General features: G+C 66.9%; 22 protein-coding genes. 12 read left to right on the top strand and 10 right to left on the bottom strand.

What is annotated here, in order from left to right:
* From rnpA to yidC, 3 genes are all read left to right on the top strand, one after another.
* Positions 1-462 carry a ribonuclease P protein component gene (gene rnpA / locus NP80_RS13070; RefSeq protein WP_006407256.1) on the top strand — a complete coding sequence of 154 codons (462 nt, stop codon included), beginning with the start codon at positions 1-3 and terminating at the stop codon, positions 460-462.
* A 76-nt stretch (positions 463-538) separates the two neighbouring features.
* A complete protein-coding gene (yidD, locus tag NP80_RS13065; RefSeq protein ID WP_035489464.1) occupies positions 539-805 on the top strand; it encodes a membrane protein insertion efficiency factor YidD in 267 nt (88 codons plus the stop codon).
* Positions 806-813: 8 nt separating this feature from the next.
* Positions 814-2,472, top strand: coding sequence for a membrane protein insertase YidC (gene yidC / locus NP80_RS13060; protein ID WP_035489466.1), 1,659 nt, complete (start codon positions 814-816; stop codon positions 2,470-2,472).
* A gap of 102 nt (positions 2,473-2,574) precedes the next feature.
* Here yidC and NP80_RS13055 read toward each other — a convergent pair whose 3' ends face one another.
* Positions 2,575-3,009 (bottom strand): transcriptional regulator, encoded by a 435-nt coding sequence (locus NP80_RS13055; RefSeq protein ID WP_006407253.1) that lies wholly within the window; start codon positions 3,007-3,009, stop codon positions 2,575-2,577.
* Between the two features lie 333 nt (positions 3,010-3,342).
* Between NP80_RS13055 and mnmE the strand changes: the two genes are divergently transcribed.
* Positions 3,343-4,737 (top strand): tRNA uridine-5-carboxymethylaminomethyl(34) synthesis GTPase MnmE, encoded by a 1,395-nt coding sequence (mnmE, locus tag NP80_RS13050; protein ID WP_006407252.1) that lies wholly within the window; start codon positions 3,343-3,345, stop codon positions 4,735-4,737.
* Positions 4,738-5,175: 438 nt separating this feature from the next.
* On the opposite strand, the gene NP80_RS13045 is transcribed toward mnmE, so the two are convergent.
* A complete protein-coding gene (locus NP80_RS13045) occupies positions 5,176-5,424 on the bottom strand; it encodes a DUF2795 domain-containing protein (protein ID WP_006407251.1) in 249 nt (82 codons plus the stop codon).
* 79 nt (positions 5,425-5,503) lie between these two features.
* Positions 5,504-5,674: a hypothetical protein gene (locus NP80_RS31420; RefSeq protein WP_006407250.1), complete on the bottom strand. Its 171-nt coding sequence runs from the start codon at positions 5,672-5,674 to the stop codon at positions 5,504-5,506.
* 150 nt (positions 5,675-5,824) lie between these two features.
* Between NP80_RS31420 and speG the strand changes: the two genes are divergently transcribed.
* The 3 genes from speG (at position 5,825) to NP80_RS13025 (ending at position 7,913) form a co-directional block, all read left to right on the top strand.
* Complete coding sequence (gene speG, locus NP80_RS13035) at positions 5,825-6,367, top strand: spermidine N1-acetyltransferase (protein WP_006411849.1); 543 nt, start codon at positions 5,825-5,827, stop codon at positions 6,365-6,367.
* Positions 6,368-6,820: 453 nt separating this feature from the next.
* Positions 6,821-7,168 (top strand): surface attachment protein Sap1, encoded by a 348-nt coding sequence (sap1, locus tag NP80_RS13030; RefSeq protein WP_006401763.1) that lies wholly within the window; start codon positions 6,821-6,823, stop codon positions 7,166-7,168.
* Positions 7,169-7,358: 190 nt separating this feature from the next.
* Positions 7,359-7,913 (top strand): YaeQ family protein, encoded by a 555-nt coding sequence (locus NP80_RS13025; RefSeq protein ID WP_006407248.1) that lies wholly within the window; start codon positions 7,359-7,361, stop codon positions 7,911-7,913.
* 24 nt (positions 7,914-7,937) lie between these two features.
* Here the strand turns inward: NP80_RS13025 and NP80_RS13020 are convergent, their stop codons facing one another.
* Entirely contained in the window at positions 7,938-8,351 is a 414-nt protein-coding gene (locus NP80_RS13020; RefSeq protein ID WP_006407247.1) for a VOC family protein, read from the bottom strand.
* A 378-nt stretch (positions 8,352-8,729) separates the two neighbouring features.
* Between NP80_RS13020 and ada the strand changes: the two genes are divergently transcribed.
* The 3 genes from ada to gshA all read left to right on the top strand — a co-directional run bounded on the left by ada (position 8,730) and on the right by gshA (position 12,713).
* On the top strand, positions 8,730-9,827 hold the full coding sequence (ada, locus tag NP80_RS13015) for a bifunctional DNA-binding transcriptional regulator/O6-methylguanine-DNA methyltransferase Ada (RefSeq protein WP_035489469.1): 1,098 nt from the start codon (positions 8,730-8,732) through the stop codon (positions 9,825-9,827).
* A complete protein-coding gene (locus NP80_RS13010) occupies positions 9,824-10,795 on the top strand; it encodes a DNA-3-methyladenine glycosylase family protein (RefSeq protein ID WP_045593743.1) in 972 nt (323 codons plus the stop codon). Before ada ends, NP80_RS13010 begins: the two co-directional genes overlap by 4 nt.
* Before the next feature lie 304 nt (positions 10,796-11,099).
* Complete coding sequence (gene gshA, locus NP80_RS13005; protein ID WP_006410378.1) at positions 11,100-12,713, top strand: glutamate--cysteine ligase; 1,614 nt, start codon at positions 11,100-11,102, stop codon at positions 12,711-12,713.
* An 84-nt stretch (positions 12,714-12,797) separates the two neighbouring features.
* Here the strand turns inward: gshA and NP80_RS13000 are convergent, their stop codons facing one another.
* Positions 12,798-13,109 carry a DUF4148 domain-containing protein gene (locus NP80_RS13000; RefSeq protein ID WP_006407240.1) on the bottom strand — a complete coding sequence of 104 codons (312 nt, stop codon included), beginning with the start codon at positions 13,107-13,109 and terminating at the stop codon, positions 12,798-12,800.
* A gap of 372 nt (positions 13,110-13,481) precedes the next feature.
* Between NP80_RS13000 and NP80_RS12995 the strand changes: the two genes are divergently transcribed.
* Together NP80_RS12995 and NP80_RS12990 are read left to right on the top strand one after the other, a co-directional pair.
* Positions 13,482-15,146: an L-lactate permease gene (locus NP80_RS12995; RefSeq protein ID WP_006407238.1), complete on the top strand. Its 1,665-nt coding sequence runs from the start codon at positions 13,482-13,484 to the stop codon at positions 15,144-15,146.
* Positions 15,147-15,282: 136 nt separating this feature from the next.
* Entirely contained in the window at positions 15,283-16,008 is a 726-nt protein-coding gene (locus NP80_RS12990; RefSeq protein WP_006410383.1) for a phosphonate utilization associated transcriptional regulator, read from the top strand.
* Positions 16,009-16,126: 118 nt separating this feature from the next.
* Here the strand turns inward: NP80_RS12990 and NP80_RS12985 are convergent, their stop codons facing one another.
* The 5 genes from NP80_RS12985 to NP80_RS12965 all read right to left on the bottom strand — a co-directional run bounded on the left by NP80_RS12985 (position 16,127) and on the right by NP80_RS12965 (position 22,724).
* The gene (locus NP80_RS12985; RefSeq protein ID WP_006410381.1) at positions 16,127-17,515 is read right to left on the bottom strand and encodes an FAD-dependent oxidoreductase; all 1,389 of its coding nucleotides are present in this window, start codon (positions 17,513-17,515) and stop codon (positions 16,127-16,129) included.
* A gap of 69 nt (positions 17,516-17,584) precedes the next feature.
* Positions 17,585-18,715: a 2-aminoethylphosphonate--pyruvate transaminase gene (locus tag NP80_RS12980; protein ID WP_006410379.1), complete on the bottom strand. Its 1,131-nt coding sequence runs from the start codon at positions 18,713-18,715 to the stop codon at positions 17,585-17,587.
* 46 nt (positions 18,716-18,761) lie between these two features.
* Positions 18,762-20,489, bottom strand: coding sequence for a putative 2-aminoethylphosphonate ABC transporter permease subunit (locus tag NP80_RS12975; protein WP_006407234.1), 1,728 nt, complete (start codon positions 20,487-20,489; stop codon positions 18,762-18,764).
* On the bottom strand, positions 20,486-21,577 hold the full coding sequence (locus NP80_RS12970) for a putative 2-aminoethylphosphonate ABC transporter ATP-binding protein (protein ID WP_006407233.1): 1,092 nt from the start codon (positions 21,575-21,577) through the stop codon (positions 20,486-20,488). The genes NP80_RS12975 and NP80_RS12970 overlap by 4 nt, the downstream gene beginning before the upstream one ends.
* Positions 21,578-21,668: 91 nt before the next feature.
* Entirely contained in the window at positions 21,669-22,724 is a 1,056-nt protein-coding gene (locus NP80_RS12965; protein ID WP_006407232.1) for a putative 2-aminoethylphosphonate ABC transporter substrate-binding protein, read from the bottom strand.
* Positions 22,725-22,799: the final 75 nt, after the last annotated feature.

Genomic DNA, 22,799 nt, shown 5'->3' with positions numbered 1-22,799 from the left:
GTGTCCGCCGTCCGCAGCCCTGCGGAGGGTGCCGTCGAACCGGGTGCGAATCCGTTGCAGACGAAAGCCGCCTTCCCGAAAGCTGCGCGACTTCTGAAAACGGATGAATTTTCATCCGTTTTTCGTTTGCGCCCGTGGCGGCGCTCCGCGCATTTCGTGATCTACGGCAAGCCGACCGGCCAGCCCGCGCGGCTGGGGCTCGTCGTCGGCAAGAAGTACGCGCCGCGTGCCGTGACGCGCAATCTCGTGAAGCGGCTTGCGCGCGAAGCGTTTCGCGTGCGGCGGGCCGAATTCGCGGGATACGACCTGCTGCTGCGGCAGCACACGCGCTTCGACAAGAAAGCGCTGCCGAGCGCGGCTTCCGCTCCGCTCGCGGCGATGTGCGCGGCCGAAATCCGCGAGCTGCTCGACAGAGCGGCCCGGGAAATCGCCCGCCGCGCGTTGAAGCCCGCGTCCGAGTGACGCATCCGTGCCGAAGCGCGGCGTTCGCGCCCGCGCGGCCGGTTTTGACGCGGCGCCGAACGGCGTCGCCCCAGGTATGAAAACGGTATTGACCGCCTTGCTGCGCTTCTACAAGGTTGCCGTGAGTCCGCTGCTCGGCAACCGTTGCCGTTTTTATCCTTCCTGTTCGGATTACGCGCGCGAGGCAATCCAGTATCATGGCGCCGCGCGCGGCACGTATCTCGCCGTCAGGCGCGTGTGCCGATGCCATCCGTTTTCCGCGGGCGGCGTCGACCTCGTCCCGCCGCCCAACTCCGACACTCGCGCGCACGGCGACGCCGACGCGCAGTCCCATCGACTCTGAGACAACGCATGGATATCAAACGCACCGTCCTATGGGTGATCTTCTTCATGTCAGCTGTCATGCTGTACGACAACTGGCAGCGGTCCCATGGACGCCCGTCGATGTTCTTCCCGAGCGCCACGCAGACGGCCCCCGCGGCTGCCGGCGGCGCGTCCGGCACCGGCGCGACGACGACGGCCGGCAACGTGCCGGCGCCCGCTGCCGGCGCCGCGCCTGCAACGACGGCGCCCGCCGCACAGGCGCAGCTCGTGAAGTTCTCGACCGACGTGTATGACGGCGAAATCGACACGCGCGGCGGCACGCTCGCGAAGCTCACGCTGAAGAAGCAGGGCGACGGCAAGCAGCCCGATCTGTACATCACGCTGTTCGACCACACGGCGGGCCACACGTACCTCGCGCGCACGGGCCTGCTCGGCGACTTCCCGAACCACAACGACGTCTATACGCAGGTCAATGCGGGCCCGACGTCGCTGTCGGGCGACCAGAACACGCTGAAGCTGTCGTTCGAGTCGCCGGTGAAGGGCGGCGTGAAGGTCGTGAAGACGTACACGTTCACGCGCGGCAGCTACGTGATCGGCGTCGACACGAAGATCGACAACGTCGGCACGACGCCCGTCACGCCGACGCTCTACATGGAACTCGTGCGCGACAACACGGCCGTCGAAACGCCGATGTTCTCGCATACCTTCCTCGGGCCGGCGGTGTACACGGACGCGAAGCACTTCCAGAAGATCAACTTCAGCGACCTCGACAAGAACAAGGCCGACTACGTGACGTCCGCCGACAACGGCTGGGTCGCGATGGTGCAGCACTACTTCGCGTCGGCGTGGATTCCGCAGCAGGGCGCGAAGCGCGACATCTACGCGGAGAAGATCGATCCGTCGCTGTACCGCGTCGGCGTGAAGCAGCCGGTCGCCGCGATCGCGCCGGGCCAGTCGGTCGACGTGCAGGCGCGCCTGTTTGCCGGTCCGGAAGAAGAGCGCATGCTCGAAGGCATTGCGCCGGGCCTCGAACTCGTGAAGGACTACGGCTGGGTGACGATCATCGCGAAGCCGCTGTTCTGGCTGCTCGAGAAGATCCACAGCTACGTCGGCAACTGGGGCTGGGCGATCGTGCTGCTCACGCTGCTGATCAAGGCCGTGTTCTTCCCGCTGTCGGCCGCGAGCTACAAGTCGATGGCGCGCATGAAGGAAATCACGCCGCGGATGCAGGCGCTGCGCGAACGCTTCAAGAACGATCCGCAGAAGATGAACGCGGCGCTGATGGAGCTGTACAAGACCGAGAAGGTCAATCCGTTCGGCGGCTGTCTGCCGGTCGTGATCCAGATCCCGGTGTTCATCTCGCTGTACTGGGTGCTGCTCGCGTCGGTCGAAATGCGCGGCGCGCCGTGGATTCTGTGGATTCACGATCTGTCGCAGCGCGATCCGTACTTCATCCTGCCGGTGCTGATGGCCGTCTCGATGTACGTGCAGACGAGCCTGAACCCGACGCCGCCGGATCCGGTCCAGGCCAAGATGATGAAGTTCATGCCGATCGCGTTCTCGGTGATGTTCTTCTTCTTCCCGGCCGGCCTCGTGCTGTACTACGTCGTGAACAACGTGCTGTCGATCGCGCAGCAGTACTACATCACGCGCAAGCTCGGCGGCGTCAAGAAGAAGCCCGCATGACGCAACGGCGCGCGCGCGATCTGCCCGCGCGCCGCGCATGCAAAAAAGCCGCATGGTTCCGCCATGCGGCTTTTTGTTTTCAGGCGGCGCTTGGCGCGCCGCTCACGGTTTCTTTGCGTCGCCCTTCGGTTCGCCGTAGAACTGTTCGACGAGTTCCTGCACCAGATAACGCTGATGCGGCGACAGCGCTTCGATCTTCGATGCGAGTTCGATCGTCTCCGGTGTCGGCGGATAGCGTTCGTCGCGCGGCAGCGGTTGCGGCGTCGCATGATCGGCCGCGCTCGGCGACGGGCCGTAGTGCAGCCAGTGCAACTCGACGCGCAGCCACTCGGCGAGCGTTTCGAGTTTGTCGGGCGTCGGAATGGTGCGGCCCGTCAGCCATTTGTGCGCGGTCTGCGGCGAAACCGGATGCGTTCCGCGATGACGCAGATTGAAGCGGTTGGCAAGCTCCGTCGCACCGGCGATCTTTTCCGGGCTGCGCCGCAAGGCGAATTTCAGGCGTTCCGAGAACGCCGCTTTTTCTTCGGGTGTCGGCATGGACAGGATTGTGCAATTCCGCCGACCCGTTTCAGACAACTGTATGGGATAAACATATCCTATGCAGACGAATCCAAATCTGACGACCGGCGGGTGCGGAACGAAACGAGCGGGCGCGAATGCGCGCCGGACGGCATACCGGTCCGAAGCGCGTCGCGCGACAGTGTACGGGACTGAGACACGGCTTATCCCCACCGGGATAAATTCGATACCGTCTGAAACGGCCAGATGCGCCCGCCGTGCGGGTGCGGGCGCGCTACAATGCCGGCGTTCGTTTGCCCGACCTGTTGCGCGGGCGCACCACTGACTGCCTGATCACCGCCTCCGATCCCCATGCTCGCTACCGATTCCGATCCGATCGTCGCCATTGCCACTGCTGCCGGCCGGGGCGGCATCGGCGTCGTCCGCGTTTCGTTCGGGCGCGGCGGCGAGGCGGCGGCGCTGCCGATGATCGACGCACTATGCGGTCAGCGGCTCGCGCCGCGCCATGCGAGCTACGTGCCGTTCCTCGACGCGCAGGGCGTGCCGCTCGATCGCGGCATCGCGCTGTACTTCCCGGCGCCGCATTCGTATACGGGCGAGCACGTGCTCGAACTGCAGGGGCACGGCGGCCCGATCGTGATGCAGCTGCTGCTGCAGCGCTGCCTCGACGTCGGTCGCGCGGTCGGGCTGCGGCTCGCGGAGCCCGGCGAATTCACGCGCCGCGCATTTCTGAACGACAAGCTCGATCTCGCGCAGGCCGAAGCGGTCGCCGATCTGATCGAGGCAAGCACCGAGGCAGCCGCGCGCTCGGCCGGGCGCTCGCTCGACGGGGCGTTTTCGCGGCAGATTCATGCACTCGTCGACGACGTGATCGATCTGCGGATGCTGGTCGAGGCGACGCTCGATTTTCCGGAAGAGGAAATCGACTTTCTCGAAGCGGCCGACGCACGCGGCAAGCTCGCGAAGATCCGCGCGCAGCTCGCGCACGTGCTCGGCGATGCGCGGCAGGGCGCGCTGCTGCGCGAAGGGCTGTCGGTCGTGCTCGCGGGGCAGCCGAACGTCGGCAAGTCGTCGCTGCTGAACGCGCTGGCCGGCGCGGAGCTCGCGATCGTCACGCCGATCGCCGGCACGACGCGCGACAAGGTCGCGCAGACGATCCAGGTCGAAGGGATTCCGCTGCACATCATCGATACGGCAGGCCTGCGCGAGACCGAGGACGAGGTCGAGCGGATCGGGATCGCGCGCACGTGGAGCGAGATCGAGCGCGCGGACGTCGTGCTGCATCTGCTCGATTCGCGCACCGGGATGACCGCGGACGACGACGCAATCGCCGCGCGTTTCCCGGCCGGCGTGCCGGTCGTGCGCGTGCTGAACAAGACGGATCTGACCGGCGTGCCGGCATCGGTTGCGCATCCGGCCGCGGAAGGCGATCTGACCGAAGTGCATCTATCCGCGAAGCGCGGCGACGGGATCGACCTGCTGCGTGCGGAGCTGCTGCGCATCGCCGGCTGGCAGGCCGGCGCGGAAGGCGTGTATCTCGCGCGCGAGCGGCATCTGATCGCGCTGCGCGCCGCGCAGGATCACCTCGCGCGCGCGGCCGAGCATGCGGAACAGCGTGCGCAGTCGCTCGATCTGTTCGCGGAGGAGCTTCGGCTCGCGCAGGAACAGCTCAATGCGATTACGGGGGAATTTACTTCGGACGACCTGCTGGGCGTGATCTTCAGCAGGTTTTGCATCGGGAAGTGACGCGGCAATCGCCGCCATCACTTCACCTTCAACGCCGCGCGCCGAGGCGCGGCAAGCGGGGCGTCATCGCGTTGCCGAAGCGCCCGTGCGCGGCATCGGCATCAGTCCCAATGCCGATGATGATGGTGATACCCGCCGTCGTAATAGCCGCCGTCCGGCACGACGATGCAGCCGCTCAGCAACGCGGCCACACCGGCAATCAGCAACAGAGTCTTTTTCATCGCGTTCACCCGCTGGATTCGATATGGAACCCAGCATAGCGAGCGCCCCGAACACCGGCTGTAAGGATTCGTTTCCCCGGCGTCCATTGCGTAACGGCGCATTATTCCGGTCAGAATGACCGTAACAAATCGCCGAAACCGCTGACGTTTCGAGCTGTCGGGCCGCAAAAGGACGCGCAGGACGCGTGGCGCGGCGGCGGCGTGCGCGCGCGTCGCCTCAGGTGCCGATGCCGGGCCCGAAATTGCCGGCGACCCAGCGCGTGACGGCATCGACGTCCGGATAATCCTGCTCCGGCAGGCCGTCGAGCATCGACAGCACTTCGTTGCTCGCGCCGGCGTCGCGCGCGGCGTCCACGATCGCGTCCTTGTTCGCCGGGTAGCGGACGGCGGCGAGCACGTCGGCGATTTGCAGATCGATCGCTTCGTTCGGAATGTCGTGTGCGGGAGTGGGCAGTTTGTCGTTCACGTCGGAATCTCGCGGTCGGGGCAGATGAGGCCGCCGCGCGGCGGCGCGGCCGCGGGCGCGTCGCCGCGCGGCGGGCGATTCAGTGGCCGCGACGCACGCGGCGCCACGGATGCTTCCAGTCGATATGCGGCGCGTGTTCGTCGCGCGGATGCTGGCGGCGATGTTCCTGCCAGAGTTCGTCGGAAAACAGCGCTGCGACAATGACGAGCGGCAGCACGAGAAAGATGCCGAGAATGACATGCTCGATCACGATAGCCTCCTTGCGGTGGCAGGAACCCTTGCTCCCATTCTAGGCTCTGAACTTCGCCGGCGTTCAACTTCTTACAACGCGCCGCGCGGCGGCCGCGACAGCGGACGCACGCGTTCGACGCACACGCCGGCCTCAAAAAAGGACGCGAATATGCAACTTCAGAACGAGACCCATACGCTTGCGCTGCGCCCGCTGGAACGTCAGGACCTGCGCTTCGTTCACGAGCTGAACAACGACGCGAAAATCATGCGCTACTGGTTCGAGGAACCGTACGAAACGTTCGCCGAGCTGTCGCAGCTGTACGACCGCCACGTGCACGATCAGCGCGAACGCCGCTTCGTCGCGGTCGACACGCAGGGCGAACTGGTCGGGCTCGTCGAGTTGATCGAGCTCGACTACATCCATCGCCGCGGCGAGTTCCAGATCATCATCGCGCCGCAGCGTCAGGGGCGCGGCTATGCGGGGCAGGCAACGCGGCTCGCGATCGAGTACGCGTTCAAGGTGCTGAACCTGCGCAAGCTGTATCTGATCGTCGATACGTCGAACGCGGCGGCGATTCACATCTACGAAAAGTGCGGTTTTCAGCACGAGGCCGAATTGAAGGAAGAATTTTTCGGCAACGGCACGTATCACAACGCGTATCGGATGTGCATCTTCCAGCGCGACTATTTTGCGAAGCAGCAAGCGGCGTAATCGAACCGCGCGAATGGCCGGGCCGATCCGGATAAATACGGATCGGCTTATTTCTGGCATTTTTCTTGAATGATGTAAATCGGATAGCGCAGCGCAATAATCGGGCAGCGCGTCGCACGACTTTATGTGCGTTGCATCAAAATGGTCTGGACATCGAAATGGATTATCCAAACCGTTCATGCCGTGCGCTGTAACTGCGTTGAAAGCCTTGTCCCGCAACGCTCTGCGAACTGTCGCCATCAATCCGGCCGCCGTGTAGCCGAAGCGCGGCGGGCGTTGCCGACGCCAAAAAACGCTCGCGCGCAGGGTGCGACAATTCGCCGCTATTGCGATCGCACAACAAATGTGCTTGCTATCGTTTGCCGGTCTTCTAAAGTGAAAAACGCGGGTTCACGATCACCTTTAAACACATAGCTAACCCCAGCCTGGTGCCCGCAAGCCTGGAGACAAAACATGATGAAGCGTACCGGTGTCTTTCTTGCCCTCGTCGGCGCGTGTGCGATGGTGTCGATTGCCCAGGCGGGCGGCGATGTAGCCGTTCAGCCGAAGCAGGAAATCCAGTTGACGAAGAATGCCTGGGGCTGCCTGTCGAAAGACAATCTGGATTCCGTACTGAGTCACGAACGCGACGGCAAGGCGCAGGCGAAGCAGCAGTACTTCGACGACTTCCGTTGCCTGTCGGTACCGGAAGGCCAGCGTTTCCGCGTGGTGTCGGTCGAGCACGGCGACGTGCAGTTCGTCAGCGCGGACAACAGCGACCAGCAAGGTCTCTGGACGGACGCGCGCTTCATCAAGCAGTAACGCGCAGTCGCACGACGACGCGACGCGGCAGGCACCGCGTGCGCCGGCTCGCCGAGCCGGCGGCGCGGATCGGACGCGGCCCGGCAATGCCGGGCCGTTGTGCTGTGGGCATGCGGCGACACGCGCGGCCGCACGCATTCGGTATCATCACGGCCCGACCGAACCGAATGCCCGCCCGGGCCGCATCCGCATGGCGCTGAAATCCACGATCTACAAAGCCGAACTGCAAATCGCCGACATGGATCGGCATTACTACGCCGATCATGCGCTGACGGTCGCGCGTCATCCGTCCGAAACCGACGAACGGATGATGGTGCGGATCGCCACGTTCGCGCTGCTCGCGCACGAGCGTCTCGAGTTCGGCAAGGGATTGTCGGACACCGACGAGCCCGATCTGTGGCAGAAGGATCTGACCGGCGCGATCGACGCATGGATCGAGGTCGGCCAGCCCGACGAGCGGCGCATCGCGAAGGCAGCGGGCCGCGCCGCACAGGTCACGGTGATCGCGTACGGCGGGAAGGCGTCGGATATCTGGTGGCAGGGCGTGCGCAGCAAGGTCGAGCGGCTGCGCAACGTGCAGGTGCTGTCGCTCGCGGAAGGCGTCGCGGCCGCGCTTGGCCGCCTCGCGGAGCGCACGATGCGCCTGCAGTGCACGGTGCAGGACGGCGCCGCGTGGATCTCGAGCGCCGATCACGATCCGGTCGCCGTCGAATGGACGACGCTGAAGGCGCGCGCCGACGCGTGAGCGCGCCATCCGCGGGCCGCACGCTCAGCCGACGACGGCAGGCGGCCCCTTGAACTCCAGCATGTTTCCTTCCGGATCGAACAGGTAGATCGACGGCCCGTAGCCGCCGGCGCCGTAGCGCTCGATCGGCTCGCCGGGCCGCGCACCGAAACGGGCGAAGTGCGCGATCAGCGCGTCGGGGTCGAACGGTTCGACGCGCAGGCACACGTGATCGACGTTGCGCCCGGCGCCGGGCGGCCCGCTGTCGGCGCGGTCGATCTTGCTGCCGACGGCGAGCAGGTCGATCAGCGCGTCGCCGGCGCGCAGTTGCACGAGGCCGAGATCGGGCTGCTCCTTCTCGACGTGACAGCCGACGGCATCGCAGTAAAAGCGCGTCATCGCGGCCATGTCGGTGACGCGCAGCACGACGTGGTCGATGCCGCGCAGGGTCGGTTTCATGGACGAACGCTCCTTCGCCAGGCAAGGTTCATCGAGTGTAGACCACGCACGCGCATCGGCCGGAACGCGGCACAATCGACGGACGAAAAAAAGCCCGTTCACGCGGAACGGGCTTAATCCATATCAGGAGGAGACATGGAGGAGACAGGAACCACTATACACATACGAATGGTGCGATGCAATATCGTGTGTGTAAAAAAACGTCAGGACGGCGTTTTGTCGCACCCGCAGTGCAGCAAAATTGTGACGGCGCGATGACAGGCGGCGTCGCTTGCGGCCCCGATTTGCGCCGCGGATGACAGCGCAAGATTCGGCGCGCGACTGTACGTGCCGGCGCCTAAAGTGGGCACCGTCTACACTCGAGAGTGCGAGGTTACGATGAAAACCGCCTATCCGACCGACGATGCCCGCTGGGGCGCCGTGACTGCCCGCGATCCGCACGCGGACGGCGCGTTTTTCTACGCAGTCCGCACGACGGGCGTGTTCTGCCGTCCGAGCTGCGCGTCGCGGCTGCCGCGCCGCGAGCACGTGGCGTTCTTCGACGATCCGGCCGCCGCGCGGGCGGCAGGCTTCCGGCCCTGCAAGCGCTGTCAGCCGGAAGGGCTGCCGCGCGAGCTCGAGATCGTCAATCGCGCCTGCGCGGTGCTCGATGCCCATTCGGAGCGGCTGACGCTGCAGCAGCTGAGCGACGCCGTGCATGTGAGCCGGTTTCATCTTCAGCGGCTGTTCAAGCGCGTCGTCGGCGTGTCGCCGCGGCAATACCAGGCCGCACAGCGCGGCGCCGCGCTGCGCCAGGCGCTGCAGCGCGGGCAGCCCGTCACGCGCGCCGCGGTCGACGCCGGCTTCAATTCGCCGTCGCGGCTCTACGCGTCGGTGCCGCGCGAGCTCGGGATGGCGCCGTCCGCGTTTCGCCGGCAGGGCGCGGGGCTGCGGATCGACTATGCGACCGCGCCGACGTCGCTCGGCACGGTGCTCGTCGCCGCGACCGACAAAGGCATTTGCCGGATCGCGTTCGGCGACGAACCGGCTGCGCTCGTGCACGAACTGAAGGCGAGCTTCGCGCGGGCCGAGCTCGTCGAATCGCCGGCGCGGCTCGCACCGTTCATCGCGCAGATCGGCGCCTATCTGGACGGCACGCGGCACACCTTCGACTTGCCGCTCGACATCGCGCCGACCGCGTTCCAGCAGCGCGTCTGGGAAGCGCTCACGCATATTCCGTACGGCGAGACGCGCAGCTATTCGGAGATCGCCGCAGCGCTCGGTGCGCCGGGCGCGGTGCGCGCGGTTGCGTCCGCGTGCGCGTCGAATCCGGTCGCGCTCGCGATTCCGTGTCATCGTGTCGTGCAAAAGGGCGGCGCGCTCGCCGGCTATCGGTGGGGCGTGCGCCGCAAGGCGACGCTGCTCGCATCCGAAGCGCGCCGCGCACGCGACGACGAACCGGCCACGGCCGCCATCGAGGAGGACAGCACAGCTTGAGCATCGAAATCGCAACGATCGCATCGACAGCGGACGGCGGCCACGTGCCGCCGTCGGCGCAACTGGAACTGCGCTTCAAGGTGCCGTACGACTGGCCGCGCGTGCTGCGCTTTTTCAGCGGCCGCGCGATCCCCGGCGTCGAGCAGGTCGCGCACGGCGTCTATCGACGCATCGTCGATCTACACGGCGAACCGGGCCGGCTCACCGTGACGCGGCATCCGCGTCGGCATTGTCTGATCGCGACCGTCGAAGGCGCGGCGGCGCGCCACGTCGACGATGCATTCGCCGCGCGTGTCGCGTCGATGTTCGATCTCGGCGCGGACCCGGCCGCGATCGGCAGCGGGCTCGCGCGCGACCCGTGGTTCGCGCCGCTCGTCGCGGCCGCGCCGGGGCTGCGCGTGCCGGGCGCGTGGTCGGGTTTCGAGCTGGCGGTGCGGGCGATCGTCGGCCAGCAGGTTAGCGTGAAGGCCGCGACGACGATCGTCGGGCGGCTCGTCGAACGTGCGGGCGAACGCGTGCTGCATGACGATGCAGATACGGCCGACGGTGCGCCCGCCTGGCGCTTTCCGACGCCGGACGCGCTCGCCACGTGCGATCTCGCGAAGATCGGCATGCCGGGCAAGCGCGCGGCCGCGCTAACCGGGATGGCGCGCGCGGTCGCGGCCGGCGACGTGCCGGTCGACACCGCGCAGGCCGATCTCGCGACGCTGCGCGCCGCGTGGCTCGAATTGCCCGGCATCGGCCCGTGGACGGTCGAATACATCGCGATGCGCGCATGGCGCGATCCGGACGCGTGGCCCGCGTCCGATCTGGTCCTGATGCAGTCGATCGCCGCGCGCGATCCGTCGCTCGACCGGCTCGCGAGCCAGAAGCAGCGCACCGAGGGCTGGCGGCCGTGGCGCGCGTACGCGGCGCTGCATCTGTGGAACGAGGTCGCGGACCGGATGGGCGCCGCGCGCGGCGGCTAGCCGCTATTGCATCGGAACCGGCGCTGCGTACGATGGCCGCGCGCCGCGTTCCGTCGGACGAATCCGCAACCGCCTGCGCAGCCGCCTCGCTGCGTGCTGCATAACGTCGGCGCAACGTCGGCGCAACGTCGGCGCAACGCCGCACGCCGCGCGCCCGGACCGTCGATTTCACGCCCGCGCGCGCGCCGGCGCACCTCAAGCGCGTGTTTCGGCGAGATGTTAAAGTGCCCGCTACCAACGAAGCGACCAATAATCCAGCCGGCCGCGCGGCATCGTCCTGCGGCCGTCCCGCACTTGCGCATCCATGTCGAACACCATGACTCACCGCCAGTCCGAACTGCTGCTGAATCGCCTCGATGCGCTGAGCACGGGCCCGACGCGGCAGCATCTGCCCGACGGCCTGCGCGGCATCGAAAAGGAAAGCCTGCGCGTGACGCGCGACGGGATGATCGCGTTCACGCCGCACCCGCGCGCGCTCGGTTCGGCACTCACGCATCCGTCGCTGACGACCGATTATTCCGAAGCGCTGCTCGAGCTGATCACCCCCGCGGAAGGAGACGCCGCGCTGACGCTCGAACGCCTCGACGAACTGCATCGCTACGTGTACGCGTCGCTCGGCGACGAGCTGCTATGGAACAACTCGATGCCCGGCCTGCTGCCCGCCGACGACGAGATCCCGATTGCGAACTACGGCACGTCGAACATCGGTCGGCTGAAGACGGTGTATCGCCGCGGCCTCGCGTATCGCTACGGCCGCACGATGCAGTGCATCGCGGGCATCCACTACAACTACTCGCTGCATGAGGAAGTGTGGCGGCGGCTGCATGCGGACGAAGGATCGACCGCGACGCTCGTCGACTATCAGTCCGAGCGCTATCTCGCGCTGATCCGCAACTTCCGGCGCCGCAGCTGGCTGCTGATGTATCTGTTCGGCGCGTCGCCCGCGCTCGACACGAAGTTCCTGCGCGGCAAGCCGAACACGCTCGAAGCGTTCGACGCCGATACGCTGTACCGCCCGTATGCGACGAGCCTGCGCATGAGCGATCTCGGCTACTCGAACACGACCGCGCAGGCCGCGCTGCACGTCGACTACAACACGCTGCCCGGCTATCTCGACGCGCTGTCGAAGGCCGTCAGCGAGCCGTATCCGCCGTACGAGGCGATCGGCACGCACCGCGACGGCGAGTGGATCCAGATCAACACGAACGTGCTGCAGATCGAGAACGAGTTCTACTCGACGATCCGGCCGAAGCGCGTCACCTATTCGGGCGAGCGTCCGCTGCATGCGCTCGCGTCGCGCGGCGTGCAGTACATCGAAGTGCGCTGCCTCGACATCGATCCGTTCGAGCCGACCGGCATCGCGATCGACACCGCGCGCTTTCTCGACGCGTTTCTGCTCGCATGCGCGCTCGACGCGAGCCCGACGCTCGACTGCGACGCGTACAAGGAAGCGAATGCGAACTTCGCGAGCGTGACGATGGAAGGCCGCAAGCCGGGACTGATGCTGACGCGCGACGGCGAGCCGATCGCGATGCGCGCGTGGGCCGATGCGCTGATGGCCGACATCGAAACGATCGGCCGCCGTCTCGACGAGATTCGCGGCGACGATGCGCATGCGCGCGCGATCGCCGCGCAGCGCGAGAAGCTCGCCGATCCGGAACGCACGCCGTCGGCGCGTGTGCTGCGCACGATGCGCGAGAACGGCCACTCGTTCCTCGCGTTCGCGCGCGCGCAGAGCGAAGCGCATGCCGCGTACTACCGTGCGCATCCGCCGTCGGCGGACGCGATGCGCGCATCGACCGCACTGGCCGAGCAGTCGCTCGCCGAGCAGGCGGAGCTGGAAGCGAAGGAGGCCGGATCGTTCGACGCGTTCGTCGCGGCCTATCGCGCATATACGCTGAACCGCTTCAGCGTCTGACGTGCGTCGCGGCGCACTGCGCCGCGCACGTCGGCGCCCGTCGGGCGATCTTGCTGCGAGCGCCTCAGCACGTGCGGCGCGCCATCAGTGGTGCGCATACGTCTCGCGATCGGCTGCGCGCGGCAGCGCCGGCTTGCCCGATTCGACATTCGCACGGCCGGTGCCGCCATATCCGGCGCGTTCGCGCGCAGCGGCCGCGCGTCGCATGATCGTCTGCATGTCGTCCGGGAAGTTCGGGCTGCTCGCGAGGCTCGCGCGATAGCCAACCGCCTGCAGTTCGGCGAGTTCCTGACGAACCTCGGCGCGCGTCAGCGGCCGCGATGCGGGCTGCGCGTGCGCCGCGCACGTCGAGCCGATCAGCAGCGCAGCACATATGGCCTGTTTCAACGTGTTCATATCGTGTTTGGCTCCATGGCATGCCGGCGCGGCGCCGTCGGCGGCGCGGCCGGATTCGATGCAGCGAGTCTAGACTTCGGACGCCCAACGAAACATCCCGCTCGCAGACAGGCTCCTTTGTTCGACACGCAACATTGCGGCGGCGCGACGCGACGCGACGCGACGCGCGCGTAGCTGTCGTGCCTGTCAGCGCGCTGCCCGCTGCGCGTCGGCGAACGGCCGCGCACAGCGGCCGGCCTCGGGCTTGTCCTCCCTTGTACAAGCGGCACGTGGCTCCTAACCTCTTTTAAGCGACCGATCGGTTGGCGACGCAGACCGTTGCATGCGCAAGCGGCCGATCGATCGGCTCGTCGTCCATCCAGAGGAGACACGATGAATCCCACAGTCGCTCTACCGCCCGGCATCGTCTTCGCGCAGCCGCTGACGCCCGTCGCCGGCTCGCTGCTGCTCTCGTTCCTCGTCGCCGTGATTCCGATCGCCGTTGCGCTGATCGCGCTCGGCGTGCTGCGCCGCCCTGCGTGGCAGGCGTCGCTCGCCGGGCTCGTCGCGGGCCTCGCGGTCGCGATCGGGGCGTGGGGGATGCCGGCCGGTCTCGCGTTCGATGCGGTCGGCGCCGGAATGGCGCTCGCCGTCGTGCCGGTGATGTGGATCGTCTTCAACGCGCTGCTGCTGTACAACATCGCGGTGAAGTCGGGCCGCTTCGACCAGTTCCGGCAATGGATGCTCGACAATCTGCCCGACGACCGGCGCCTCGTGCTGCTGGTCGTCGCGTTCTCGTTCGGCTGTCTGCTAGAAGGGATCTCCGGGTTCGGCACGCCGGTCGCGATCACCAGCGCGTTGCTGATCGCGCTCGGCTTCCCCGCGCTCGAAGCGCTGACCTATACGCTGCTGTTCAATACCGCGCCGGTCGCGTTCGGCGCGCTCGGCGTGCCGATCACGGTGCTCGGCGCGGTCACCTCGCTGCCGCCGACGACGCTTGCCGCGATGGTCGGCCGCCAGCTGCCGTTCTTCGCGCTGCTGCTGCCGTTCTACGTGGTCGGCGCGTACGGCGGCATGCGTTCGATCGCGCGGCTGTGGCCTGCGCTGCTCGTATCGGGCGGCAGCTTCGCGCTCGCGCAGTTCGTCACGTCGAACTATCTCGGCTATCAGCTGACTGACGTGCTGTCGTCGCTCACGTCGCTGATCGTCACGATCGGCTTCCTGCAGATGTGGAAGCCGCAGCCCGATCCGCAGTTCTCGCTCGCACGCGGCGCGGGCGCGGGCACGGAGACGGGCGTGGGCACGGGCGGCAGCGGCATGCGCGCCGGATTCGGCGGCTGGCTGCCGTGGATCGTCGTGTCGGTCGTCGTGATCGTGTGGGTGCATGCGAATATCGCGGCGATCGGCGACGTGAAGATCAAGTGGCCGGGGCTGCACAATGCGGTGTTCGTGTCGCTGTACCAGAAGCCGTATGCGGCGATCTGGGACTTCCAGCCGCTCGGCACGGGCACCGCGATCCTCGTGTCGGCGATCATCACGGCTGCGCTCACGCGCACGGGCGTCGGCGCGTTCTTCGAGTGCGTGGTGAAAACGTGGCGGCAGACGTGGATCGCGATCGTCACGGTGATGATGATCGTCGGGCTCGCGTATCTGCTCAACTACTCGGGCATCAGCTATACGCTCGGCACCGGCGTCGCATCGACGGGCGCGCTGTTTCCGCTCGTGTCGGCGTCGCTCGGCTGGATCGCGGTGTTCCTGTCGGGCAGCGATACGTCGGGTAATGCGCTGTTCGGCAATCTGCAGGTCGTCGCCGCGCGGCAACTCGGCCTCGATCCGGTGCTGATGGCCGCGACCAATTCGTCGGGCGGCGTGATGGGCAAGATGATTTCGCCGCAGAATATCGCGACCGGCGTGTCGACGACCGATTTGAAAGGGCGCGAAGGGATCGTGTTCGCGCGCACGTTCTGGCACAGCGTCGTGCTGACGCTGCTGCTCGGCGTGCTGGTCTTCCTGCAGCAGCACGTGCTCACATGGATGATCCCGGCGCTGCCGAAGTGAGCGCTGCGCCGCCGCGGCGGCGCAAGCTTTTTGGAAACTGAAAACTGTTGACAATATATCGGGCTAAGGGTATACAGGGATCATTCGCCGATATGGCGCCCCTGTTTCCTGCCGCAGCCTTGCTGCCTGCCCGACCATGACTGCCCCGAACGCGCTGAACGCCATCGAACTCCTGCAAAGCCAGTCGCTCGCGATGATCGTCCAGGACATGCTGGAGCGCGCGATCGTATCCGGCGAGTACGCACCGGGCGAGAAGCTGAACGAAGTCGAGATCGCGACGAAGCTGAACGTGTCACGCGGGCCGGTGCGCGAAGCGTTCCGTGCGCTCGAGCAGGCCGGCCTGCTGCGCAACGAGAAGAACCGCGGCGTGACCGTGCGCGTCGTGCCGCTGCGCGAGGCCGAGGAAATCTACGAGGTGCGGGCGATGCTCGACGAATCGGTCGCGCGCGCGCTCGCGAAGCGCATGTCGGCCGACACGCTGAAGATCCTGAAGGGCATCGTCAAGTCGATGAAGGAGGCCGCGAAGACACACGACGTCACGCGCTACACCGAGCTCAACGTGCAGTTCCACGATGCGATGGTGGTCGGCGTCGGCAATACGCATCTCACCGATACGTATCGCCGGCTCGTCCGGCAGCTCGGGCTGCTCCGCCAGGCGGCGATCGAGGCGGAAGAGGATGCGATCGCGGTGTCGGCGGCCGAGCACGACAAGATCGTGCAGGCGCTCGCCGACGGCGACGAGGAGAAGGCCGTCGCGCTCGTGCGCGAGCACGTCGCGCACGGTCTGGCGCGGATGCGGCGCACGCACGAGCAGGGCCTGCCGGCGGCCGGCAAGGCGGCGCGCGAGAAGGCGCGCGCGTAGCGCTCGGCACGCGCGGCCGTGCACCGCGCCGCGTACGCAAGTCACGCGGCATGAAAAAGGGACGCTTTTCCGGCGTCCCTTTTTTCATCTACTGCTGCGGCGGCGCGCGACGCGCGAATCATTCCTTGTCGGCCTTGCCGGCCGCGCTCGCGAACTTCGCGAGCCACGTGTCGACGGCCGCCGGCCGTCGGTTTTCGTCTTCCGCGCGTTCCTTGCGGCGGATCGCATTGCGCACGACATGCGCACCTACGTAGCGCAGCGGTTCCGGCGGGAAGCGGCCGAGCGGCCCTCGCACGAGCGGGCTGCGCGTCCATGCGTTGTCGGCGTCGAGCACGAGCGACGACAGGATCTGCCCGCCCATGTACGTCGGCCCGACGCCGTTGCCGGAATAGCCGAAGCCGTAGTACACGTTCGGCGCGCCGTCGAGCCGGCCGAAGAACGGAAAGCCCGTCACCGAGCGGTCGGATGGCCCGTTCCAGCTCGCGGTGATCGGCACGCCGGCGAGCGACGGAAAGAACGCGTGCAGGCTTCGCGTGAGTTCGCTCTCGTACGGCGAGCGGCGATCGAAGACAGGTGCGATCCGGCTGCGCCACGAGAACGTGTTGCCGCCCTTGCCGAGCATCAGCCGGCCGTCGACCGTCGTCCGGTAGTAGTAGACGAAGATCCGCGAGTCGAGCACCGACACGCCGTCGACGAGCCCCGTGCGTTCGAGCAGCTCCGGGCATCGGTCGGTGATCACCATGTCGCTCGAGACGACCGCGATCGTCCGTTCGAACTGCGGGAAACGGCTCGCCATCCACGCGTTGATGGCGAGCACGAGTTTCTTCGCGGTCACGCTGCCGCACGGCGTGCGCACGACCACCGGCTGGCCCGGCGTAAACGCGAGCATCGGCGTGCGTTCGTAGAGGCGGATGCCCATCGCGAGCGCGACGCGGCGCAGGCCGCGCACGAGCTTGCCCGGATGGACGGTCGCCGCGATCGGCGAGTACACGCCGTCGAGATTGCGTGCGGATCCCGAGCGGCGCGCAACCTCGGCCGGCGGCAGCGGCGCGTAGCTGTGGATGCCGCACGCGGCCAGCGCATCGAGCACCGGCGCGAGCGTGCCGATCTGCGCAGGCGAGGTCGCGGTGTAGAGCGTGCCGTCGCGCCGCAGTTCCGCGTCGACCGCATGCTCGCGGCAGAAGTCCGCGATGTGCTGCACGGCCGCTTCCGATGCCTTCACGAGCCGGATCGCCTCGGCCTCGCCGAACAATCGCCGCAACGTCAGGAATTTCGCGGACCACGTGAGCAGGCATCCGCCGTTGCGGCCGCTCGCGCCGGCGCCGCACAGGTCGCTCTCGACGATCGCGATGTCGAGCGCCGGATTCTGCCGCTTCGTCTGGATCGCGGTCCAGAGTCCGGTGAAGCCGCCGCCGACGATGCAGACGTCCGCCTGCGTCGCGCCCTGCAGCGCGGGCGCGAGATCGCCGTCGTTGAACAGCGCTTGTTCGATCCAGAAAGGTCGCATCGAAGGTTCAGCCGGTTGAGTGGAGGGCCGCGCGCGTGCACGGCCCGAACGGTGTCGGTGTGGCATGCATCACGCGGCCGCTTCGGCGGACATGCGCTGCACGCCCATCGCCTTGAGCGTGTCGGCGATCGCGGCGACGGCGCCCGGAATGCCCGCTTCGCCGAAGTGGCCGATGCAGCCGACGCGGAACGTCTCGACCTGCGTGAGCTTGCCCGGATACAGAATGTAGCCGCGCTTTTTGACCTCTTGATAAAAGGTCTTGAAGTCGTACTTCGGATCGTCCGGCGCATGGAACGTGACGATGATCGGCGCCTGGATCGCCGGATCGAGGAACGGGCGGAAGCCGAGTGCCAGCATCCCGTCGACCAGCGCACGATAGTTGCGCTGGTAGCGGCCGCCGCGTGCGGCGAGCCCGCCTTCGTCGACGTATTGCGCGAGCGCCGCGTCGAGTGCCGCGACGACGTGCGTCGGCGGCGTGAAGCGCCACTGCGTCGTGCGCTGCATGTAGACCCACTGGTCGTACAGGTCCATCGCGAGCGAATGGCAGTTGCCTTCGCAACGTTCGAGCGTGCTGCGCTTCACGATCACGAAGCCGATGCCCGGCACGCCTTCGAGGCACTTGCCCGACGCCGCGATCACCGCGTCGAACGGCGTCGTGCGCGCATCGATCTCGATCGCGCCGAACGAACTCATCGCGTCGACGATCAGCCCGCGGCCGTGCTTCGCGACGATCTGCGCGATCTCGTGCAGCGGATTCATCACGCCGGTGCCCGTCTCGCAGTGCACGAGCGCGACGTGCGTGATGCCGGGATCGGCGGCGAGCGCGCGATCGACGTCGGCCGGATCGACGCGGCGGTCTTCGCTGTAGTCGATCGTCGTCAGCCGGCGGCCGAGCACGCGGCAGATCTTCGCGATGCGCTGGCAGTACGCGCCGTTGTTCGGCACCAGCACGTGGCCGTCGCGCGGCACGAGCGTGCCGATCGCCGCTTCGACCGAGAACGTGCCGCTGCCTTGGAGCGGCACGCATTCGTGCGTGTCTTCGCCGTGCACGATCTGCACGAGCCGCGTACGCAGCCGCGCCGTGATCGCGTTGAAGTCGCTGTCCCACGACCCCCAGTCGCGCAGCATCGCGTCGCGCGTGCGCGCGGAGGTCGTCAGAGGGCCGGGCGTGAGCAGGATGGGCTGATCGGCGAGCGTCATGGTTTCTCCTTGAGGAAGTCGGGCATCGGATCGGTGCATCGGGAAATCAGCGGCGATACGGTGTGCGCCAAGCCTGCGTGCGACGCAGCAGCACGTGCGACACGCAGGCAAACAGCAGGCACGCGCACGACGACGTCGCGAGCACGAGCGTCGCCATCGCGGCGGCCGGGCCCATCTGTCCCGCATCGTCGAGGTTCAGGATCGCGACCGACGCGGGCTGCGTGTCCGGCGAGTAGAGGAACGCGACGGCCGATACGGTCGTCATCCCGTTCACGAACAGATAGCGCGCGATCAGCAGGATCGCGGGCAGGCACACCGGCACCGTGACGCGCACGAAGGTCTTGTAGAACGGCACCTTCAGTGACGCCGACACGGCCTCGAATTCGCCGTCGATCTGCCGCAGCGCGGTGACGGCCGTCAGGTGGCTCGATGCGTAGTAGTGGACGACGGTGACGATCGCAAGCAGCCACAGCGTGCCGTACAGCCCGCTCAGCGGATTGCCGGGCGCATTGAACAGGAAGATGTAGCTGATGCCGAGCACGAGCCCCGGCACACCCATCGGCAGGATCGCGCACAGGCTGATGAAGCCGCGCAGCCAGCGCGCGCCGCGCGTCTTCTCGATCAGATAGGCGCCGCCGAACACGACGATCGTGCCGCCGATCGCGACGGTCGCCGCCATCTTCAGGCTGTTCTTGTACGCGTCGAAGATGCCGGCCGCGATGAGTCCCATCCGATAGTGCTGCAGCCCGACGCTCATCTGATACGGCCAGAACTTCACGAACGACGCGAACACCGCGATCCCGACGACCGCGAGGAAGAACGCACAGACGATCGCGCAGTACGCGAACATCGCGAGATCGAAGCCGCGCGACGGTTTCGGCTGATACGGCGTCGAGCGTGCGCCGAGCTGCGACTGCTGGCGGCGGCGGATGAAGTAGTCGACGCCGAACGCGACGAGCGCCGGGCACAGCAGCATCAGGCTCACGACCGCGCTGCGGTTGAAGTCCTGCAGCCCGATGATCAGCTTGTAGATGTCGGTCGACAGCACGTTGTACGATCCCCCGATCACGACCGGCACGCCGAAGTCGTTGATGCACATCGTGAACGACACCATCGTCGCGCTGATGAGCCCGTATTTCGCGCCGGGCAACGTGATCGTGAAGAACTTGCGCGTGCGGCTCGTGCCCATCGCGGCGGCCGCTTCGTACAGGCGCCCGTCCGCGAGCGACAGCGCGGTGACGAGGATCATCAGCACGTGCGGAAACGACGCGTAGACCATGCTGACGACGATTCCCGGCAGCCCGTAGATCGAGTGACCGTGCAGCAGCGGCTTGAGCAGCCCCGCGTTGCCGAACCAGTAGATGAACGACACGGCAGACAGCAGCGTCGGCGCGAGCAGCGGCAGCAGCGCGATCGTGCGCGCGGCATTCTTGAACGGCATACACGAACGCGTGAGCGCATAGGCGAACGTGAACGCCATCGGCACGACGATCGCGGTGACGAGCGCGCCGACCGTCAACGAATGCAGCATCGAGCGCAGCACGGCGCTGTCCTCGAGATACGTGACGAAGTTGTGCAGGCCGACGAAATGGCCGTCCGCATCGACGAAGCATTTATGCACGACGAGCGCGAGCGGCAGCAGCAGGAACAGTGACAGCAGCGCGGCCATCGCGACGAGCGCGAGCTGCGCGACGCGATCGTGCCAGTGCGTGATCTGCCGCACGTCGGCGGGGGCGGTAGCGCCGCGGCGGCGCTCGGCGAGGACGGCGCTCATTGCAGTCGCTCCTGGGCAACGGGGAACACACGGACATGCTCGCGATCGAGCGCGAGATCGACGCGCGCGCCGGCGCACACGCCGGTGCGGTCGACGTCGCGATACGACAGATCGGCGACGATCTCCTGGCCGTCGAGCCCATCGATCCGGAAGCTCACGCGGCAGAACGCGCCGAGGAACTCGAGTTTCTCGACGCGGCCCGCGAGCACGTTGTCGGCCGCTTCGCCGGCGACGCGGATGCGCAGGTCTTCGGGCCTCACGTACACCGAGACGGCCGCGCCCTGCGCCGGCCGTGCGGCGCCGTGCCGGCAGTCGATGCCGACGCCGCCCGCGCGCAGCGTGCCGTCGTGCGCGACCTCGGCCGGAATCGTATTGACGCGCCCAATGAAATCGGCGACGAACGGCGACGCGGGCTGCCGGTAGATCTCGAGCGGCGTACCGATCTGCTCGATCACGCCCTGGTTCATCACGACGATGCGATCGGCCATCGACAGCGCTTCTTCCTGATCGTGCGTGACCATGATCGTCGTCACGCCGAGCCGCTGCTGCAGCGCGCGAATCTCCTGACGCAGCCGCACACGCACGCGTGCGTCGAGCGCCGAGAGCGGCTCGTCGAGCAGCAGCAGGCCCGGCGACGTCGCGAGCGCGCGTGCGAGCGCGATGCGCTGCTGCTGGCCGCCCGACAGCTGGCCCGGATGCTTGCGATGACTGTCGGGCAGGCCGACGAGCGCGAGCAGCGTATGCACGCGTTCGTGGATCGCGTCGCGCTTCATCTTGCGATTGACGAGCCCGTACGCGACGTTGTCGTAGACGGTGAGGTTCGGAAACAGCGCATACGACTGGAAGACGATCCCGTAGTCGCGCAGCTGCGGCGGCAGCCGCGAGATGTCGCGGCCGTCCTGCATGATGTGGCCGCCGTTCTGCGTCTCGAGGCCCGCGATGATGCGCAGCAGCGTCGTCTTTCCGCAGCCGGACGGCCCGAGGAAGCAGATCATTTCGCCCTTCATCACGCTGAGGTTGATGTCGGACAGGACCTGCGTGTCGTTGTACCGCTTCTCGATGCGTTCTACGCTCAGATAAGGTGCCATGCGCGCCTCCACGCTGCGGCCTGCAGGCCGCGTTCGACGAGGAAAGGGACGCGGGGCGGCGCGCGGCGCGGCCCCGCTGCGGGTCGCGGCGTTACTGCTGCGCTTTTGCTCCGTAGCGCTTCTGCCACGTGTCGAGAATCGACGTGCGGTTCTTCGCGGACCAGACGAAGTCGTTCTTCACGAGCAGATCCGCATAGTTGTCCGGAATGCCGGCAAGCTTGCGCGCGACGCCCGGATACGCGACGATCGCCCACCAGCGCGCGGTGATTTCGTTCGCCTGCTTGCTCGCCATGAAATCGGCGAGCTTTTTCGCGGCGTCGGGCTGCTTCGTCGTCTTCATGATCGCGGTGCCTTCCATGTCCCAGCCGAGCCCTTCTTTCGGGAACACGAGATCGATCGGCGCGCCCTGCGCCTGCAGTTCGTGGCCGCGAAACTCGAACGAGATGCCGACCGGGAATTCGCCGGTGCCCGCGAGCGTGCAGGGCTTCGAGCCTGAGTGCACGTACTGCGCGACGTTCTTGTCGAGCGCGTCCATGAATTTCCAGCCGCGGTCTTCGCCGAACGTCTGCAGCCACGCCGTCACGTCGAGATACCCGGTGCCCGACGACACGGGGCTCGGCATCACGATCGCGCCCTTGTAGACGGGCTTCGTCAGGTCTTCCCACGACGTCGGTTTCGGAATGCCCTTCGCCTGCCCGACCACGCGGTTGTAGCAGATCGTCGCGCCCCAGACGTCCATCCCGACCCAGTGCGGCGGATTGTTCGCGTCGCTGTATTTGCGCGTGAGCTGCTCGAAGCCCTTCGGCGCATACGGCATCAGCATGCCTTGCAGATCCAGCAGCGTGAGGCTCGACGCGGCGAGCCCGAGCACGACGTCCGCGCGCGGATTGTTCTTTTCGGCGAGCAGCTTCGCGGTGACCGAGCCGGTCGAGTCGCGCACCCAGCGGATCTCGATGTCGGGGTTCGCTTTCTCGAACGCATCCTTGTACGGCTTCATCGCCTCGTCTTCGAGCGCGGTATAGACGAGCAGCGACGTTTTCGCGTGCGCCGCCTGAGCCGCGCCGAGCGCGATCGCCGCGACCAGGGCGCAGCGGGCCGCGCCCGCCGCCCATGCCTTCACACGCTTGCATACCGGCACTTCGTTCATCTCAGACCCCTTGACTATGACGCCGCGGCACGCGGCGGTTAAGTGAAGACCTGCCCTCTCTTTGTTGTCGTTACT

Origin of the sequence: Burkholderia multivorans ATCC BAA-247 (genome assembly GCF_000959525.1) — a bacterium.
GTDB classification, from domain to species: Bacteria; Pseudomonadota; Gammaproteobacteria; order Burkholderiales; family Burkholderiaceae; genus Burkholderia; species Burkholderia multivorans.
This window is presented reverse-complemented; position numbering and strand designations above follow the sequence as displayed.

Bases quoted from the DNA above. Each gene is read 5' to 3' on its own strand.
- yidD (WP_035489464.1), top strand. From the start codon at position 539: ATGAAAACGGTATTGACCGCCTTGCTGCGCTTCTACAAGGTTGCCGTG.
- yidC (WP_035489466.1), top strand. From the start codon at position 814: ATGGATATCAAACGCACCGTCCTATGGGTGATCTTCTTCATGTCAGCT.
- NP80_RS13055 (WP_006407253.1), bottom strand. From the start codon at position 3,009: ATGCCGACACCCGAAGAAAAAGCGGCGTTCTCGGAACGCCTGAAATTC.
- mnmE (WP_006407252.1), top strand. From the start codon at position 3,343: ATGCTCGCTACCGATTCCGATCCGATCGTCGCCATTGCCACTGCTGCC.
- speG (WP_006411849.1), top strand. From the start codon at position 5,825: ATGCAACTTCAGAACGAGACCCATACGCTTGCGCTGCGCCCGCTGGAA.
- sap1 (WP_006401763.1), top strand. From the start codon at position 6,821: ATGATGAAGCGTACCGGTGTCTTTCTTGCCCTCGTCGGCGCGTGTGCG.
- NP80_RS13025 (WP_006407248.1), top strand. From the start codon at position 7,359: ATGGCGCTGAAATCCACGATCTACAAAGCCGAACTGCAAATCGCCGAC.
- NP80_RS13020 (WP_006407247.1), bottom strand. From the start codon at position 8,351: ATGAAACCGACCCTGCGCGGCATCGACCACGTCGTGCTGCGCGTCACC.
- ada (WP_035489469.1), top strand. From the start codon at position 8,730: ATGAAAACCGCCTATCCGACCGACGATGCCCGCTGGGGCGCCGTGACT.
- gshA (WP_006410378.1), top strand. From the start codon at position 11,100: ATGTCGAACACCATGACTCACCGCCAGTCCGAACTGCTGCTGAATCGC.
- NP80_RS13000 (WP_006407240.1), bottom strand. From the start codon at position 13,109: ATGAACACGTTGAAACAGGCCATATGTGCTGCGCTGCTGATCGGCTCG.
- NP80_RS12995 (WP_006407238.1), top strand. From the start codon at position 13,482: ATGAATCCCACAGTCGCTCTACCGCCCGGCATCGTCTTCGCGCAGCCG.
- NP80_RS12990 (WP_006410383.1), top strand. From the start codon at position 15,283: ATGACTGCCCCGAACGCGCTGAACGCCATCGAACTCCTGCAAAGCCAG.
- NP80_RS12985 (WP_006410381.1), bottom strand. From the start codon at position 17,515: ATGCGACCTTTCTGGATCGAACAAGCGCTGTTCAACGACGGCGATCTC.
- NP80_RS12980 (WP_006410379.1), bottom strand. From the start codon at position 18,715: ATGACGCTCGCCGATCAGCCCATCCTGCTCACGCCCGGCCCTCTGACG.
- NP80_RS12975 (WP_006407234.1), bottom strand. From the start codon at position 20,489: ATGAGCGCCGTCCTCGCCGAGCGCCGCCGCGGCGCTACCGCCCCCGCC.
- NP80_RS12970 (WP_006407233.1), bottom strand. From the start codon at position 21,577: ATGGCACCTTATCTGAGCGTAGAACGCATCGAGAAGCGGTACAACGAC.
- NP80_RS12965 (WP_006407232.1), bottom strand. From the start codon at position 22,724: ATGAACGAAGTGCCGGTATGCAAGCGTGTGAAGGCATGGGCGGCGGGC.